9 protein-coding genes are annotated in these 15,948 nt (G+C 64.5%); 6 read left to right on the top strand and 3 right to left on the bottom strand.

The features are described from left to right. Positions 1 to 10: 10 nt before the first annotated feature. The 3 genes from AT395_RS14200 to AT395_RS14190 are packed head-to-tail and all read right to left on the bottom strand — an operon-like array spanning position 11 to position 2,936. Entirely contained in the window at positions 11 to 1,987 is a 1,977-nt protein-coding gene (locus AT395_RS14200; RefSeq protein WP_048629544.1) for an FUSC family protein, read from the bottom strand. Positions 1,988 to 2,009: 22 nt separating this feature from the next. Next, complete coding sequence (locus AT395_RS14195) at positions 2,010 to 2,663, bottom strand: HAD-IB family hydrolase (RefSeq protein ID WP_048629543.1); 654 nt, start codon at positions 2,661 to 2,663, stop codon at positions 2,010 to 2,012. A gap of 6 nt (positions 2,664 to 2,669) precedes the next feature. Then, positions 2,670 to 2,936 (bottom strand): hypothetical protein, encoded by a 267-nt coding sequence (locus AT395_RS14190; RefSeq protein WP_124988600.1) that lies wholly within the window; start codon positions 2,934 to 2,936, stop codon positions 2,670 to 2,672. Positions 2,937 to 3,224: 288 nt separating this feature from the next. On the opposite strand from AT395_RS14190, the gene bcsB reads away from it, so the two are divergent. The 6 genes from bcsB (at position 3,225) to bcsG (ending at position 15,947) form a co-directional block, all read left to right on the top strand. Then, the gene (gene bcsB / locus AT395_RS14185) at positions 3,225 to 5,588 is read left to right on the top strand and encodes a cellulose biosynthesis cyclic di-GMP-binding regulatory protein BcsB (RefSeq protein ID WP_048629542.1); all 2,364 of its coding nucleotides are present in this window, start codon (positions 3,225 to 3,227) and stop codon (positions 5,586 to 5,588) included. Further along, positions 5,589 to 6,815 (top strand): cellulose synthase complex periplasmic endoglucanase BcsZ, encoded by a 1,227-nt coding sequence (gene bcsZ / locus AT395_RS14180; RefSeq protein WP_053086399.1) that lies wholly within the window; start codon positions 5,589 to 5,591, stop codon positions 6,813 to 6,815. Further along, a complete protein-coding gene (locus AT395_RS14175) occupies positions 6,788 to 10,681 on the top strand; it encodes a cellulose synthase subunit BcsC-related outer membrane protein (protein ID WP_048629541.1) in 3,894 nt (1,297 codons plus the stop codon). Before bcsZ ends, AT395_RS14175 begins: the two co-directional genes overlap by 28 nt. A 77-nt stretch (positions 10,682 to 10,758) precedes the next feature. Then, on the top strand, positions 10,759 to 11,535 hold the full coding sequence (locus AT395_RS14170) for a cellulose synthase operon protein YhjQ/BcsQ (protein WP_042116152.1): 777 nt from the start codon (positions 10,759 to 10,761) through the stop codon (positions 11,533 to 11,535). Then, positions 11,532 to 14,189 carry a UDP-forming cellulose synthase catalytic subunit gene (gene bcsA / locus AT395_RS14165; protein ID WP_048629540.1) on the top strand — a complete coding sequence of 886 codons (2,658 nt, stop codon included), beginning with the start codon at positions 11,532 to 11,534 and terminating at the stop codon, positions 14,187 to 14,189. Before AT395_RS14170 ends, bcsA begins: the two co-directional genes overlap by 4 nt. 129 nt (positions 14,190 to 14,318) lie before the next feature. Then, complete coding sequence (gene bcsG / locus AT395_RS14160; RefSeq protein ID WP_048629539.1) at positions 14,319 to 15,947, top strand: cellulose biosynthesis protein BcsG; 1,629 nt, start codon at positions 14,319 to 14,321, stop codon at positions 15,945 to 15,947. The last annotated feature ends 1 nt before the right edge of the window (position 15,948 follow it).

The following is a 15,948-nucleotide window of genomic DNA, read 5'->3' as shown; positions in this document are numbered from 1 at the left end:
TCACCCCCGCTCACTCCGAAGTTGTCTCTGTCTTGTTTTTTGATGACGCCGTTTTTACTTCCCCGGTACGGTCGTCTGGCGGGCCGAATAACACGCCAATTACCTCTCTCAACGCCCCTTCCAATGCCGGATCGATGCCCGGGGCAGATCCTTGCGGCATTTCCGGGGCCGGGCCGCCATGTCTCAATGCCGCCGCCATGTGCGTAAGGATCGCCGCTCCCGGATGCACCGGCGCATCGTGATCTTCCCCCCGCGGAATCGTGTCCGTGATCGCATTCGCAACCCGCTCCAATCCCACCAACGCCGGCCACCAGCGCGCCGCCCGGCGACTCACCAACGGCGGCTCCGACAAGGCTCGCTGCAACGCAACACGCGTGTCGTCCAGCGCCTTGTACGCCACACGCCTCGCCGCAAACGCCGCATCGGTGTCATGCGTGTCCGCCAACGCCGCATACCGGCCCAGCGCGTCGAGCGCATTGGCAACACGCTCGTCCAATTGACGCCGCTCCCACTTGGCCCACGGCAAGTACCCCACGAGCAACACGATCGCGCACGCAGCCACGGCGTCGATGAAACGCGCTATCGCTATGTCCTGACTGCCAGGCTGCAACGCCCCCATGACCAACATCAGGATCGGCAATAACAACGCACTGAATAATCCGTAATTGCGCCGCAAAGCCCACGGCAAACACGCCGCAAGCGGAACGAGTACGGCCAGACTGACGAGACCGTTGCGGTCGACCGCGACCACCGCTGCAGAAACGGCCACGCCGACGATACTGCCTACGCCACTCTGCAATGCCCGCGCAAATACCGAACCGTAATTTGGCTTGAATATCACCACGACGATGAGCGGTACCCAATACGAACGCGGCAACGCGGTGATCGCAATAAAGACCTGCGCGACGAGCACGCACAGGCCAATGCGCACGAGATAACGCCACACGTCCGGCCAGGGCCACTTGGGCATCCATCGCGGATGCGCCGTGGCTCGTGCCTGATGCCGGGCCAATGCAATCAACGGCGCCTCGGCGGCATGCACGGTCCCCGTGAGCATCGGCTCGGCACGATGCAACGCCGACGCCAGCGTGGGCGCCTGATTACCCTTTGCCACCGCGATGGCCGCCTCGATGTCGACAGTGCGATCCCGCGCAATGCTGCGCGCGACACCGTACAAGGCGCGGCCAAGCGGCGCAGGCAAGGGCTGGCCGCCCTGGGCCAGGCCGATGACTGCGGATGTGATGGGCTCGGCAGCCAGAATCTGTGCGGCCCGGCGTTCGAGAACGTCCCAGCCGCTGGCGGTGCTCGCGCGTGCGGTCAGCAAAGTGTCGTAGGCCGCGGCAATGGCATTTTCCAGCGAGCGGCGCGCGAGTCTGACCCTGGGCGTGCCGCTCGCGTCGAGCACGTTGGCCAATTGCTGGTAGATGGCCGCGACGGCGTCTCGCTCGGCTGCGCCGGGGTGCCGTAACCAGTGAACCGCCATGAGCAGTACGCTGAAGATACCTCCCGCGGCAAGTAGCAGCGGCGCCCGCCATTCGGGCGGCGGCAGGGCGAGGCCCCAGCCGACAATGAGGTAGACGGCACCCTGCAATGTCGCCGCAGAGGCCACGTTGCCGAAGGTTCCGATGAAACTGAACAGCAATATGGCCACTTGCAGCAGCACATGCCCAAGCCACGGGCTGGAGACGCCAACGTCGTGGATAAGCATGCCCGCGAAGAAGCCGACGACACCGGTGGCAACGGTGAGCAGTATGGAGCGTGCTCGCGCACGATAAGGGCCGGTTCGGTCGCCGGTAATGACGGGCAGGGCGCCGAGCGCGAAGAGTGACGCGTCGGCGCCGTGGCCGATGGCAGCACCGATGGCGGTGGGCACGGCAACGGAGAGGCCGGCATGCACGGCGTCCCAGCGGGAGAACGCCACGGGTTCCAGCCGCGCCAGCCGTGACATCCACGCGACGCGGCGACCGGGTTCTGGCGTCATGGGCATGGGGAAGGGATGCCGGTGGTCGTCAGGACGCGCGCTCGGGCGTGTCCGTATCAATCAATGGCATGAGCGTGCCCTGACCACGAATCCAGGCGTGATCGGCGCGCGCCGCCATTTCTTTGTCACCCCGGCTATCGCCGTAGGCGAAAAGTATGCGTGGCGGGGCGTGGGTCCACCACGCTTCGAGACGTCGCACTTTTTCGGGACCCCAGCAATTCGGTTGTGCAAATTGCCCAGCGAAACGGCCCTGTGGGTCGAACGCGAGTTCGGTGCTCAGCACGGCATCGAACACCCCGACGGCGTTGGCCCAGGGACGGAGATACAGACCCGGCGACGCACTGACGAGCACGACGCGGTGTCCCAGCGCCCGGTGTTGCCGCAGGCGCGCAAGCATTTCCGGGCGCAGAAGATGTTGCAGGGGGCCGGCAACGAACCGTTGGGCATCGTCTTCGAGTTGGCCCTGTGTGCGACCGCCGATCGTCGCTCGCAGAAACGCCGCTTTGGCAGTCCCCCGGTCGACAAGACGCAGTGCGGCACCGAGGAGCCACGGCGACGCGAGCATGGCGCCGGTCAGGAAGCGGGGTGTGCCGACCGTGCGGCGTACGAATACGCGCAGACTGTCGGTGGTGGAAATCGTCCCGTCGAAATCGAATGCAGCAATGATGGACGTATCTCGCATGCGGTGTCAGCTCTGGCGCAACGCGGGCGATAACGCTGGCGTTGCGCTACGTGAGTCGGCGACCGCGACAAGATGCGGCCAGCGCTGGCTCGCCTGCCGGCTGGCAACGATGGCCTGTTCGTCACGATAAAACGGCAGCACATCGGTGCCGATGGCTTCTCGCAAACGGTCGATGTCCGAGGGATACCGATGCTCGATCATCGCGTCGGCCGCTTCCGGCTCAGGCACGATGTTCGCCACGGCAATGGGAGACGAGGGTTCGTTCGGGCTCATGCCGGGCATTCTATACGTTGCGTCGTACCCACCGCAATTGCCCTGCTGACCGGCCGCCCGATGTACCTGTCTTGCGACGTTTGGAGGCGTACGCCTGCTTGATTACTTGTACTCAGGCAGGCTAGCATGGCGCAACGTGCCATTTCGAGACGCACGGGCTGAGCTGTCCCGCCGGACCCGGGCAATCTTAGGATTGCCTGACAACGACGTGGTGAGACGTCGGGTCGATCGGGCGAGCGCGTGCAGAGATGGCGATAATGCAGCACAAGAACAGATGAGGCATCGCACATGCAGCTTCGAGCGTCTTGGTCGCGTTACGCGAAGGTCTCAACCATTTGCCTGCTGGTGATCGCGGCGATGGCCCCCGGTGGAGTCATGCTTGCGGGAGCGGCGCCAGCGGGAGGCAGGACCGGCAAAGCCCCGGTGCCGACAGGCACCGCCGCCGTAACGGACGCTGCGTCAGGCGCCGCTGCCTCGCCAGAGGGGGGCGGCAATTCCGTTGCGCCCACGCTGGCTGCGCCCGGCACGAGTCAGCGCACGGTCACCTTCGCCCAACTGGGGCAGACGAACGGTCTGCGTCTTCGCGGCACGGAAGGGGCAGGCGATGTCAATTTCGGAATCCGACTCGATCAGACCGTCGCCTCGGCGTTGCTGCGGCTGCGCTACACCTATTCTCCCGCACTGATTCCCGATCTCTCGCAACTCAAGATATATCTGAACGAAGAGCTGATCGCCACGTTGCCGTTTAACAAGCAGGACGGCGGCAAGAACCTGATCCGCGAGATCGCGTTCGACCCGCGCATGCTCTCGGGTTTCAACCGTATTCGCCTTGTGCTCATCGGCCATTACACGATGGAATGCGAGGACCCGATGCACTCCAGCCTATGGGCCGACATCAGCCCGCAAAGCGAGATCGTCACAAGCACACAGCCGCTCACGCTGCGTAACGATTTGGCTACGCTGCCGGCCCCTTTCTTCGATCGTCACGACAACCGTGATCAGTCGGTGCCGTTTGTCTTCGGCGCGCCGCCGTCGCTGGCGATGGTGCATGCGGCCGGGGTGGTGGCAACGTGGGCCGGTGCGATGGGTGACTATCGCCGTACGCGCTTTCCCGTCAGCGTAAATACGTTGCCCTCGAAGCACGCCGTCGTGTTTGCCACGAACGACACGCTGCCGTCTTCGCTCAACCTCGGCAAGGTCGACGCGCCCACGCTGCGCATGATGTCGAACCCGAACGATCCGTCGCTCAAGTTGCTGGTCGTTCAGGGACGCGACACCAAGGATCTGGAGACGGCCGCACTCGCGCTTGTCTCGGGTCGCGCCGCGCTCTCGGGAGACACCACGCGCATCGATGCGCTTGAGCCGCTGCCCCCGCGCCCGGCCTACGACGCGCCGCGCTGGGTGCGCACCGACCGCCCGGTCAAGTTCGGGGAACTGGTCGACAATCCGGGCGATCTTCAGGCAAACGGCTATATGCCGTGGCCGATCCGCATTCAGCTCAATTTGCCGGCCGATTTGCTGACGTGGCAAAACACTGGCGTGCCGATGGACCTGAAGTACCGCTATACGCCGCCGGTCAAGCCCGACGATTCGTCAATGAGCGTGGCGATCAACGATCAGTTCGTGCGTGCCTATCGTCTGCGCGCGGCGGGGGCGAGCGCAGACAAGAGCCACATGCTCGTGGAACTGCTCTCCGACGGCACCATGGCCGACCGCAGGGAAGTGCGTATTCCTGCCTTCCAGGTGGCATCGCGCAATGCTCTGTCGTTCCAGTTCGCCATGGAGCCGCACAAGGACGGCATGTGCAGCCAGACGATCACGAACGCCGCACGTTCGGCCATCGACGCGGACTCGACCATCGATTTCAGCGGTCTGCCGCACTACGCGGAGATGCCGAATCTGAGTTTCTTCGTCGGCAGCGGCTTCCCGTTCACGAAGTACGCCGATCTGGCGCAGACGGCCATTGTCATGTCGAAGACGCCCGACACGGCGGAACTCGAAACGGTGTTCTCGGCCCTCGGACAGTTCGGTCGCTCGACCGGTACCTATGCAGACCGCTTCGCCGTGCTCGACACGACGCAAACGGACCGCTTCAAGGATCGCGACTTGCTGGTCGTGGGAGGCAAGGACGCCGCCGACCTGCTGATGCGGTGGGGCAAGAATCTGCCGCTGATCATCGACAAGACACGTCGTGTGCTGAACACCCAGCCGCAAGGCTATCGGGGGGACGGCGCCACGGGCTCGGCGTTCGCGGCAAGCCGTGTCGGCCCTGCGCGAATGGACGCGCTCTCGCAAGGCCCGCTCGCAGCGCTGGTCGGCTTCGAGTCGCCGGTAAGCCGGTCGCGCTCGGTGGTCGCGATCAATGCGTCGAGCGACGATATGTTGCTCAGTGTGGTCGATGCCATCGACGACAACACTCGGCGCGATGCCATTCACGGCGATCTTGCGGTGGTCAACGGCGAGCGTGTCGAGTCGTACCGGCTTGGCCAGACGTATTTCGTCGGCGACGTGAGCTGGTGGACCCGCATTCGCTATCACCTCTCGAGCCACCCGGTTCTGGTCGGGCTGGTCGCGTTGCTCGCGGCCTTCGCGATTGCGCTCAAGTGCTTCGGCTGGTTGCAGCGCCGCGCGTCGCGTCGTCTGGAGAAGTAAGTGAAGCGCGCCGATGTTTACGGCCGGCGCCGTCGTGCCGTGTTGCGCGCGCTCGCTGCGTGCAGCGCGGCGCCGGTAGTTGCGAGCCTGACGTCGCCGGCGAAGGCCGTATCAGCAGCCTCCGCAGCCTCCGCGCCTGCCACGGGCGACCGCGGGTGCGCGCCCGTCGACTGGCCCGACTGGACACGCTTCAAAGCGGCGTTCCTGAGTCACGACGGGCGTGTGATCGATCACAGCATGAGCGATCAGCGCACGGTGTCGGAAGGTCAGGCTTACGCGTTGACCTTCGCGCTGATTGCCAACGACCGGGCCACGTTCGACAAGGTGCTCGACTGGACGATCAACAATCTGGCGCAGGGCGATCTCACTGCCCATCTCCCGGCGTGGCTCTGGGGGAAAAAGGACGACGCACAGTGGGCCGTGCTCGACAGCAACCCGGCGAGCGACGCCGATATGTGGATCGCCTACGCGCTGGGCGAAGCGGGACGCCTCTGGAATGTGCGACGCTACACCGCGCTCGGCGCGCTCGTGGCCCGGCGTATCGCATCGGAGGAGACCGATTTCGTCCCCGGCCTTGGCCGCACGTTGCTTCCGGCGCCCGTGGGTTTTCATCCGGCCAAGGATTTGTGGCGGCTTAATCCCAGCTATGTGCCGATGCAGGTGGTGCGGCGTCTGGCGGGGCGCTTCCCTGAGAGCGGCTGGGGACAACTCATTGCGTCGTCGCTCAAGCAGATCACGCTGAGCGCGCCGCCGCTGGGATTCGCCCCCGAATGGACGATGTACCGGGCAGGCCGTGGCTTCGAGATCGATCCCGACACGCAGGGCGAAGGTAGTTACAACGCGATTCGCGTCTACCTCTGGGCCGGCATGCTCGCACCCGAAGGCGAGGATTTTCACGCGCTTCGGCACACCTTCGACGGCATGTTGAAATATGTGGCAGCCCACGGTGCCCCGCCCGAGCGGGTCAATACCCGTGACGGTACCGCCAATCAGGACGGGGGGGCGGGGTTCTCGGCGGCGCTGGTCCCGCTGCTTCAGGCGGTTGGCGATACGGCGCTCGCGCAGAGACAGGTGGTCCGCGCCCGCTCGCTCGATGCGCAATCGGCGCCGGGCTATTACAGCTCGGTACTTTCGCTGTTCGGTCTGGGCTGGCAGGAGGGACACTTCCGTTTCGCCGCCGACGGCGCGTTGCATGTGTCATGGGAGGCGGCTTGCGCGACACGCTGATCCGTTCCGCCTGCGCGACGTGCCTGCTGATGGCCGCAGGTGGCGCACCTGTGCGCGCGGCGCCTCCGCCCAACGCCCCTGACGCTGGGAATGCAGGCGGCGCAAACGCCAGGGTCAATGCTGTGGCACCGAATCGCGACGTCAGCAATCTGCTCGCGAGCGCGACGCTCTGGCATGCGCGCTATCGCAATGATCTGGCGCGTTCCGCGTTGGAGAAGGCGCTGCTGGTGCAACCGGATCAACCGGATGCCCTCTCGCTGCTCGGACAGATCGAGATCGAGGAGAACCATCCGCAGCAGGCGAACAAGGCATTGCAGACGCTGCGTGCCCGCTATCCGAACGCCCCGGCGACGAAAGCGCTGGCCGATGTGATCCGCATCAACACCGTCGACAAATCCCGCATTGCGCGCGCCCGTCTGCTTCAGCGCAGCGGACAGGCCGACGCCGCGTTCACCGAATACAAGGCACTCTTTCCCGACGGCCCTCCCACCGGCAATCTTGGCGTGGAGTACTACCGCGCGCAGGCGAACGCCACCAACGGCTGGCCGGCGGCACAGCAGGGACTGGCGAATCTGGCGAAGGTGTCGCCGGAGGACACGCGGGCGTCGCAGGCGTTGGCAGAGTTGATGATCGACCGGCCGTCGAGCCGGCTCGCGGGTACGCGCATGGTGGCGGAACTCGCGGCACGGCCTAACGCCGACATGAACGCCTTGCTGCCCCTGTGGCAGAAAGGGCTGTCCAAGGCGGACGGCAATCTCGCGTGGCTGCCGCTGTATCAACGCTATCTCGCGCTGGCGCCGAACGACGCCGATATTCGCGCGGCCTATGACAAGCTGAACGCACAACAGGCCGCCCGTGCGCGCATGCTCAACGATCCGGCGTACAAGGCACGGCAGGCTGGCATCCGGGCGCTCGATCAGGGGCGGCTCGGCGACGCCGAGAAGTCCCTCGACGCGGCACGCGCCAAGCGTCCCAACGACGGCGAGCTGCTGGGCTCGCTGGGGCTGGTGAAAATGCGGCAGGGCGATCATGAGGGCGCGCAGGCACTGTTCGCGCAGGCGTTACGCAAGGACCCGGACAACGCCGGCAAATGGCGTTCACTGCTGCGGACATCGCAATTCTGGGGCGCAATGTCGGAGGCGCGTGCTGCGCGCGATGCGGGGCGCCTCGATGAGGCCGACCGGCGGGTGCGAAGCGCGCTTGCGATCGATCCGCGCAACCCCGATGGACTGGCGCTATTGGGCGATATCGCGCTGGACGCCAAGCGCAACGACGATGCGGAGCGCCTCTTCCAACAGGCGCTCAAGATCGAACCGGACAACGACACGGCCCTGCGGGGCATGATCACCTTGTATTCGCGTGAGCAGCGTCGCACGGAACTCGCGAGCTTGCTCGGCGACCTGCGCCGTCGCTTCCCGCAGGACAAGGCCCGCTTCGACAAGGCAGAGGCCGCGGCTTTGTCCGACGACGCGGAGCGCGAGATTGCCGAAGGTCACAACGGCCCGGCGCTCGCAGCGCTGGAACGGGCCGTCGCACTCGATCCGGGCAACGCATGGACACGCTATTCGCTCGCGAGTCTCTATCGGAAGCTGCGCCTGCCGCAAATTGGTCGTGACGTGATGGCCGAAGGCATGCGGCAGCCCCTCGAGCCCGACGACCGTGCGCAGATGCTCTACGCGCAGGCCATCTACCTGAACGTGATCGACGACGAGGTTGGCGCACGGGCGTCGCTCGCCCAGATTCCGGCGGCCAACGTCACGCCGTCGATCCAGCGTATGCGAACGACGCTCGCGATTCGAGACGTGGCTCGTCAGGCGCGCGAAGCGCACGCTATCGGGGACGACGCGCAAAGCGAGCAGCACTACCGCGAGGCGCTGGCGATGGCGGGCGACGATCCGGAACTGATCGGCGAAGTGGCGCGTGCGCGTGTGTCGGCGGGGCAGCCGGTGCAGGGCCTCGCCCTGATGCGCGACTGGCTTGCCGCTCACGCGGACAAACCGCAGCCTGACGCGCAACTGCGCTACGCGGAATTGCTCAATACGGCGGAGCGCGACGCTGAACTCGGCACGTTCCTCGCGGGCATCGATCCGGCCACGCTCGGGGCGGATCAGCGCGACGAATGGCAGGATTTGCAAGACCGGCTGGCGCTGCGTCAGGCCGATCGGGCGCGGGCGCTGGGCGACTTCACGACCGCGCGCGAGAAGCTCGATCCACTGCTTTCGCGTCAACCGCCCGACAAGCGCGCGATGTCGACGTTGGGCGACATTTATTTTGACGAACGCCGCTATGACGACGCGCGCAAGATCGCCGAAGCGCAAATCCGGCAGGACCCGAACGATCAGGACGCACGCTTGTCGCTCGTGCGCGTGCTGTACGAGATGCAGGACGACGAGGCCGCCAACCGCGAGCTGGATCGCGCACTGGCCGAGGCCCCGCCGGACGACGTGTGGACCCAGCTCGCGGTCGTGCGGCGGCTCACCTCGATGGAGCGCTTCGACGAGGCCATCGCCCTGAATGACAAGCTGCGTGCCCAGTTCCCCGAGACGTCCGCCGTGACCGTGCAGCGCGGCCGTATCGCGCAGTCCCAGCGCCATTACAACGAGGCGAAGGAATGGTACGACCAGGCGCGCAAGGAAGAGATCGTGCAGGGCGCGCTGCCGGGCTACGACGGCATGACGTCCGCCGAATCGGCGATCGACTCGCTGGAATCGCGTCGCAATAGCTACGTTGCGGCGGGCTACGAAATCGATCAGAAGAAGGGCGATGGCGGCATCTCGATGTTCAACGCGCGCGCGGTGCCTGTGTACGGCCAATATGCCCTCGGTTACGACGGTCACGTATTCGCCCAGACGGATTACGTCAGCGCAGATTCCGGCGACTTGCCGTTGAATGGCACGTCGGAGTTCGGCACGCTACCGTTCCTCAACGTACCGGCGTTCCGGGCGGCGAATCCCGGCGTGCAGGGCGACTACGGCACGAAGCGTCAAAAGGCGCACGGCCAGGCGCTCATGCTTGGGTACGAAAACGACTGGATTCGCGCCGACATCGGCCATACGCCCATCGGTTTTCCCATTTCTTACGTGACCGGTGGGGTTCGACTGTTCGGCAATCTCGGACGCTACAACTACTGGGTTGACGCCTCTCGCAGGCCGATGACCGGCAGCATGGTGTCATACGCCGGCGCTTATCTGCCGTTGCCCGAGATATTCGGTGACGGTAAATGGGGCGGCGTGCGGCGCGATGCGATTACGTTTCATGCGTCGCGCGATTTCGCCAAGTGGGGCATATTTGCCGAAGCGAGCGTGGCGCGGCTCACGGGCGAGAATGTGCTGAACAACTCCGAGGTGTCGGCGCGCGCGGGGGTGGATCTGCCGCTGATCTACAAGCGCGACATGAGACTGAATACAGGGCTCACGCTGTTCTTCGACAGCTTTGCGCAGAACGAGCGCTTCTACACTTACGGACACGGCGGGTACTACAGCCCGCAAACTTATGTTTCGCTGACACTGCCACTGGAGTGGTACGGACGCATGCAGCGCTGGTCGTATTACTTGCGCGGCTCGGTGTCGTTCTCTCAGAGTCAGGAAAAGTCCATGCCGTATTTCCCGACGGATGGTGCACTGCAAGCGGCCAGCGGCAATCTGACGTACGGTTCCGGCGGCGGCTTCGGTGTCGGTTTCTCGATACTCGGACGTGCTGAGTACTGGGTCGATCGTCATTGGGTCATCGGCGGTCAGGTGCAGTTCGAGCGCTCCGACTACTACGCGCCGAATCGCTTCCTTGTCTACTTGCGTTATCACTTCGACGCCCGGCGCGGTGATGTGCCGATGCCGCCTTCGCCGGTAAAACCGATCTGGAGTTACTGACCCATGAGCGCTCGTGTCGATTTCGCTCACACCTTTGCGGTTACCGCCACATTCGACGATGCGGCCGGGGAGGTCACATGCTGACGCTCATCGCCGTTGTCTCCAGCGCAGGAGGAGCCGGCCGCAGCACTGTCACTGCGCATCTGGCTACGCAATTGGCACATGCCTCGCATCCGGTCGCGGTGCTGGAACTCGACGCGCAGAACAGCATCGGCGCACTGCTCGGGCTGAGAGATACGTGCGGCAAAGGTGTGCTGACGCCAGGGGTCGCGCCGGACAATTGGCGCAGTGTGTTGTGCGACACCCCCGCAGGCGTGCCGCTGCTGCCCGCCGGCCGTACCGACGCGGTAACGTTGGCCTCGCTTGGCCAGTGGCTGCGGCAAGACATCGGAGGCTTGCGACGTCAGCTCAACGCGCTCGGGCTGGCGGCGGGCACACGGGTACTCATCGACACGCAACGCTTGCCCGATGTGCTGGCGCAAGCGGCGATCGCGGCAGCCGACCTGGTATTGGGTGTGCTGCCCGTGACGTCCACTGGCTACGTCACGCAGCCTGATCTGATCGCGGCCGGCGCTGGCCGCGGGCTCCAGATGGTGCCGAATCTGGCCGCGGCCAGTTCCGCGCTCAACAACGATATTTTGCACCTGATGCAAGCGCGAGGGGGCGAGGCCGTCGTGCCGCTGCGTATTCATCGCGACGACGCTGTCGGTACGGCGGCGGCAAGCGGACAGACGTTGTCTGTTGCCGGCCCCGGTTCACAGGCGGCACTCGATTTCGTCCATCTGACGGCGTGGCTACTGCGCGCGACAACCCCCGGCGACGCTATGGATGGCGCGGGGAGGGGCGACACATGATCAGCGACGCGCTACGCTCTCTTTATCGGCTCGGGCGCGAAACGCTGGTGGTGCGTCTCGAGATGCCCCGACGACCGGACGGACGCCCGCCGAGTCTCGTTCAGTGGATGCTGGCCGCGACAGTGCGCTCGCCCCGTCACCGGCTGTGGATCTCGCGAGCGGGCGATCATGGGGTGGCGCATCTGGCGATGCGGCTCGACGTGCGCCAGATCGACCAGTGGCGAGACTGGTGGTTACGCCTGCTGTTCCAGCCGGCGCGGCGGGGCCGGCCCGATTATCCGGGCCGTGCGTTCGCATGGCTCAACGAGCGTGTCACGCGTCGTATCGATGTGCCGGCCGATGCAAGCTTCGGGCAGGTCCTGGGCGCGCTGTTCTGGCGCCGGGCCGACCGTCGTCCCGCGTTTCCGCCCTACACGGCGTGGCTCGCGTTCCGGCACTGCAACGAACGCTTGCGGCTGTGGCTGGTGCAGAGCCTCTTCGGCATTCCGCCCGATACGCCTGCTCAGCTCGCGCACCGCTTCGACAAGCAGCTCGAACGGGTGATGCGGTGGCGTGTGACGTCCGCCGTTGTCGCTGTGCTCGGCCTGGCCGGCGTGTTCTGGATTGTGACCACGCCGTTCGAGCCTTTCGAGCAACTACTCTTCTCGATTTGCACGCTCACCCTCGCGCTGGTGTTCCGTCGTCTCGACAGCCAGTATTCCGTACTCGTGTTGATCGGCCTGTCGCTGATTTCGACGATCCGTTACGTGTGGTGGCGCCTCACCCAGTCGCTGGCATTCGATACTACGGCCGAAGCCGTGGCCGGTTACACCCTTGTCGCTGCCGAGGTGTACACCTGGTTGATCCTGCTGTTCGGCTACGTTCAGACGGTCTGGCCGTTGCACCGTCGCATTACGCCGCTGCCGCCCGACACGCGGGAGTGGCCGAGCGTCGATATCTATATTCCAACGTACAACGAGGGGCTCGATGTCGTACGCCCGACCGTCTATGCCGCCTGCGGGATCGACTGGCCGCCCGAGAAGCTCAACATTTACTTGCTCGACGATGGCCGGCGCGAGGAAATGCGCGAATTTGCCGTGCAGGCGGGGGTGCACTATGTGACTCGCCCCGATAACCGGCATGCCAAGGCGGGCAATATCAACCACGCACTCGGTAAGACGCAGGGCGAGTTCATCGCTATCTTCGACTGCGATCACATTCCCGTGCGCTCGTTCCTGCAAACGACGATGGGCGCGTTCCTAAAGGACGCACGCTGCTCACTCGTACAGACGCCGCACCACTTCTTTTCCGACGATCCATTCGAGCGCAACCTCGCGACACGCGGTGCAGTGCCGAATGAAGGGCGTCTGTTTTACGGCATCGTGCAAGACGGTAACGACTTCTGGAATGCCTCGTTCTTCTGCGGCTCGTGCGCAGTGTTGCGCCGTTCCGCGCTCGATGACGTCGGTGGCGTGGCCATCGAAACCGTGACGGAAGATGCCCACACCGCGCTCAAGATGCACCGCCGCGGCTGGAATACGGTGTACCTCAAGGTCGTACAGGCCGCCGGTCTGGCGACCGAGTCGCTTTCCGGACACGTGGGGCAACGCATTCGCTGGGCACGCGGTATGGCTCAGATTTTCCGCGTCGATAACCCGTTCGTGGGGCGCGGTCTGAAGATCGGTCAGCGCATTTGTTACGCGAGCGCCATGCTGCACTTCTTCTACGGTATTCCGCGCATCGTCTTCCTGATGGCGCCGATCTGTTACTTGTTCTTCGGTCTGCACATTGTGCAGGCGGCTGCGCTCAGCATCTGTGCCTACGTATTGCCGCACATTGCCCATGCGAACATTGCCAACTCGCGCATTCAGGGCAAGTATCGTCATTCGTTCTGGTCCGATGTCTACGAGGCAGTGCTGGCGTGGTACGTGGCGCTGCCGACAACCGTAGCGTTCATCAACCCGCGCTATGGCAAGTTCAACGTGACGGCCAAGGGCGGTCTGATCGAACAGAGCTTCTTCGACTGGACTATCTCCAAACCCTATCTGGTGCTGCTGGGCTTCAATGTGCTGGGCTTTCTCGCGGGCATCGTGCGCTACTTCTACGGACCGGCGCACGAGACCGGAGCGTTGGTCTTCAACCTGGCATGGGTGTCGTTCAATCTGGCGGTACTGGGCGCTGCGGTGGCAGTGGCGACCGAGGTGAAGCAGGTACGCCGCACGCACCGGGTGTCGATGCGCATGCCGGCCACGCTCTATCTGCCGGACGGACGCGCCCTGGCGTGCCACACACGCGACTTCTCGGGCGGCGGTCTGGCGCTGCAACTGCCGGTGCCGATCGATCTGAGCGTGGGCAGCGAAGCACAAGTCGCCCTGGCGCGCGGCGCGAACGAATATGGATTTCCGGTGAGCGTGGTCGGTGCGCGCGGCCATGACGTGTTCCTCTCGTTCCTGCCGCTGACGGCGGAGCAGGACAAGCACCTCGTGCAATTTACGTTCGGCCGCGCCGATGCCTGGCGCGACTGGGACGCCGAGCGCGCTCGCGACGAGCCGGTCAAGGCGCTCTTCGAGATGCTGGCAATGGGGCTGCGCGGCTATCAGGTGCTGGCGAACTATCTGTTGAGCAAGCTTGTCACGCGCTGGCAGAATCGCCTGCGTGGCGTGCGTCAGACGTAAGCCGGCAGAGCGTGCAAGGGGAGCGGGCGGCACACGCAGCAACGTGGGGAACGCATCAAGGAAGGAAAGCAATCATTCGGAAGCGGGCGGGACGTGAGCCGGACGACGCCGGCGCCAAGGAACCATACGATGGGCATCTGGAACCTCTATTTCATCCTGAAGCTTTTGCTGCTGTGGGCGGGCATCATCGGCTTTCATGTGCTGCCGAACTTCATTTTCGCGGTGTTGCTCACGATCCGGCTGCGTCCGCGCTGGGCGCGCATCACTCGACAGGTGATCGCTATTCCGGCAGGCGCGGCGTTGCTTTACTACGACTCCAACCTGCCGCCGTTCGCTCGCTTCATCGAGCAATTGCCTGCACTGCTGCAATTCCGCTTCTCGTACATCGTCGAATTGCTCGGGCGCTTTGTGTCGGCGAGAGACTGGTTGTTGCTCGCGATCATGGTGCTTGCCTACTGGATCGTGAATCGCTGGGTGCGCGTGACGACCTTCGTGCTGCTGGCCCTCCTGATCGTGCCGGGCGTGTTGCGCGTTGGGACGCTGGTATCGGTCTCGCCGGTGGTGGCCGCGCAGGGCGACAGTTCGGCGGTAACGGCTGGTGCGGCCGGTGCGGCCGTAGGCGCGGGGGCAAGCGAGTTCCTGACGGGTGACGGCGACGTGCCGCCGGGAGCGAACCCGAATGCGGCGCTCAACAGCTTTTACACGCGCGAACTCACGCGCGCTGTCTCGTTGCCGGCGCAGGCCGGGGCGGGTCCGGACTTCGACATCATCTTTCTGCACGTCTGCTCGCTCGCACAGGACGATCTCGACGTCGACAATCTCAACAACCAGCCGCTGCTCTCGCGCTTCGACTTCGTTTTCAAGAACTTCAACTCGGCGGCGAGTTACAGCGGCCCGGCCGCCATTCGCGTGTTGCGTGCCGCCTGCGGTCAGCCAACGCACAAGGCGCTATACGATCCCGCCGGCCCGCAGTGCTACGTGATGAGCGATCTGAAGAATCTTGGTTTCACGCCTACACTCGCGATGAACCACGACGGGCACTTCGACAACTTCATGCAGGAAGTGCAGCAGAACTTCAACGTTCAGGGCATTACGCCGTTTGACAACACGCACACGCGGGTGTCCATGCGTGCATTCGACGAAACCCCGATCCGCTCGGACGGCGACGTGCTGCAATCGTGGTGGAAGCAACGCACGACGTTGCCTGACAAGCGCGTGGCGCTTTACTACAACACGATCTCGCTGCATGACGGCAATCGTTTCGAGGGCTCGAAGCTCACCAGTGCGCAAAGCTATCCGCTGCGGGCCAAGGCGATGTTCGACGACTTCAGCCAGTTCATCGACACCATTGCGAAGTCGGGCCGCAAGGCCGTCGTAGTGTTCGTGCCGGAGCACGGAGCTGCGTTGCGCGGCAGCAAGCTGCAAATCTCGGGCATGCGTGAAATTCCGCTGCCTGAGATCACGCATGTGCCGGTCGCGGTCAAACTGGTGGGTTTCGGCAACGATGCGACGGCGGCGCACGGCTCGCCGATCACGATTTCCACGCCCACGAGCTATCTCGCCTTGATGACGCTCGTCTCGCATCTGGTGGCGAACAATCCGTTCGCGGGGACCCCGGATCTTGCGCAATATGCCAACGACCTGCCGCAGACGGCCTTTGTGTCTGCAAACGAACAAACCACCGTCATGAAGTACGACGGCAAGATGCTCATTCGTGGCGCAGACGGCGTCTGGCTGGACCTGAAGTCGCTGGAATAAC

This window comes from Pandoraea apista (assembly GCF_001465595.2).
GTDB classification, from domain to species: Bacteria; Pseudomonadota; Gammaproteobacteria; order Burkholderiales; family Burkholderiaceae; genus Pandoraea; species Pandoraea apista.
Note: the sequence above shows the minus strand (reverse complement) of the source record. Positions and strands in the feature narration are given on the sequence as shown.

Bases quoted from the DNA above. Each gene is read 5' to 3' on its own strand.
- AT395_RS14200 (WP_048629544.1), bottom strand. From the start codon at position 1,987: ATGCCCATGACGCCAGAACCCGGTCGCCGCGTCGCGTGGATGTCACGG.
- AT395_RS14195 (WP_048629543.1), bottom strand. From the start codon at position 2,663: ATGCGAGATACGTCCATCATTGCTGCATTCGATTTCGACGGGACGATT.
- AT395_RS14190 (WP_124988600.1), bottom strand. From the start codon at position 2,936: ATGAGCCCGAACGAACCCTCGTCTCCCATTGCCGTGGCGAACATCGTG.
- bcsB (WP_048629542.1), top strand. From the start codon at position 3,225: ATGCAGCTTCGAGCGTCTTGGTCGCGTTACGCGAAGGTCTCAACCATT.
- AT395_RS14175 (WP_048629541.1), top strand. From the start codon at position 6,788: ATGGGAGGCGGCTTGCGCGACACGCTGATCCGTTCCGCCTGCGCGACG.
- AT395_RS14170 (WP_042116152.1), top strand. From the start codon at position 10,759: ATGCTGACGCTCATCGCCGTTGTCTCCAGCGCAGGAGGAGCCGGCCGC.
- bcsA (WP_048629540.1), top strand. From the start codon at position 11,532: ATGATCAGCGACGCGCTACGCTCTCTTTATCGGCTCGGGCGCGAAACG.
- bcsG (WP_048629539.1), top strand. From the start codon at position 14,319: ATGGGCATCTGGAACCTCTATTTCATCCTGAAGCTTTTGCTGCTGTGG.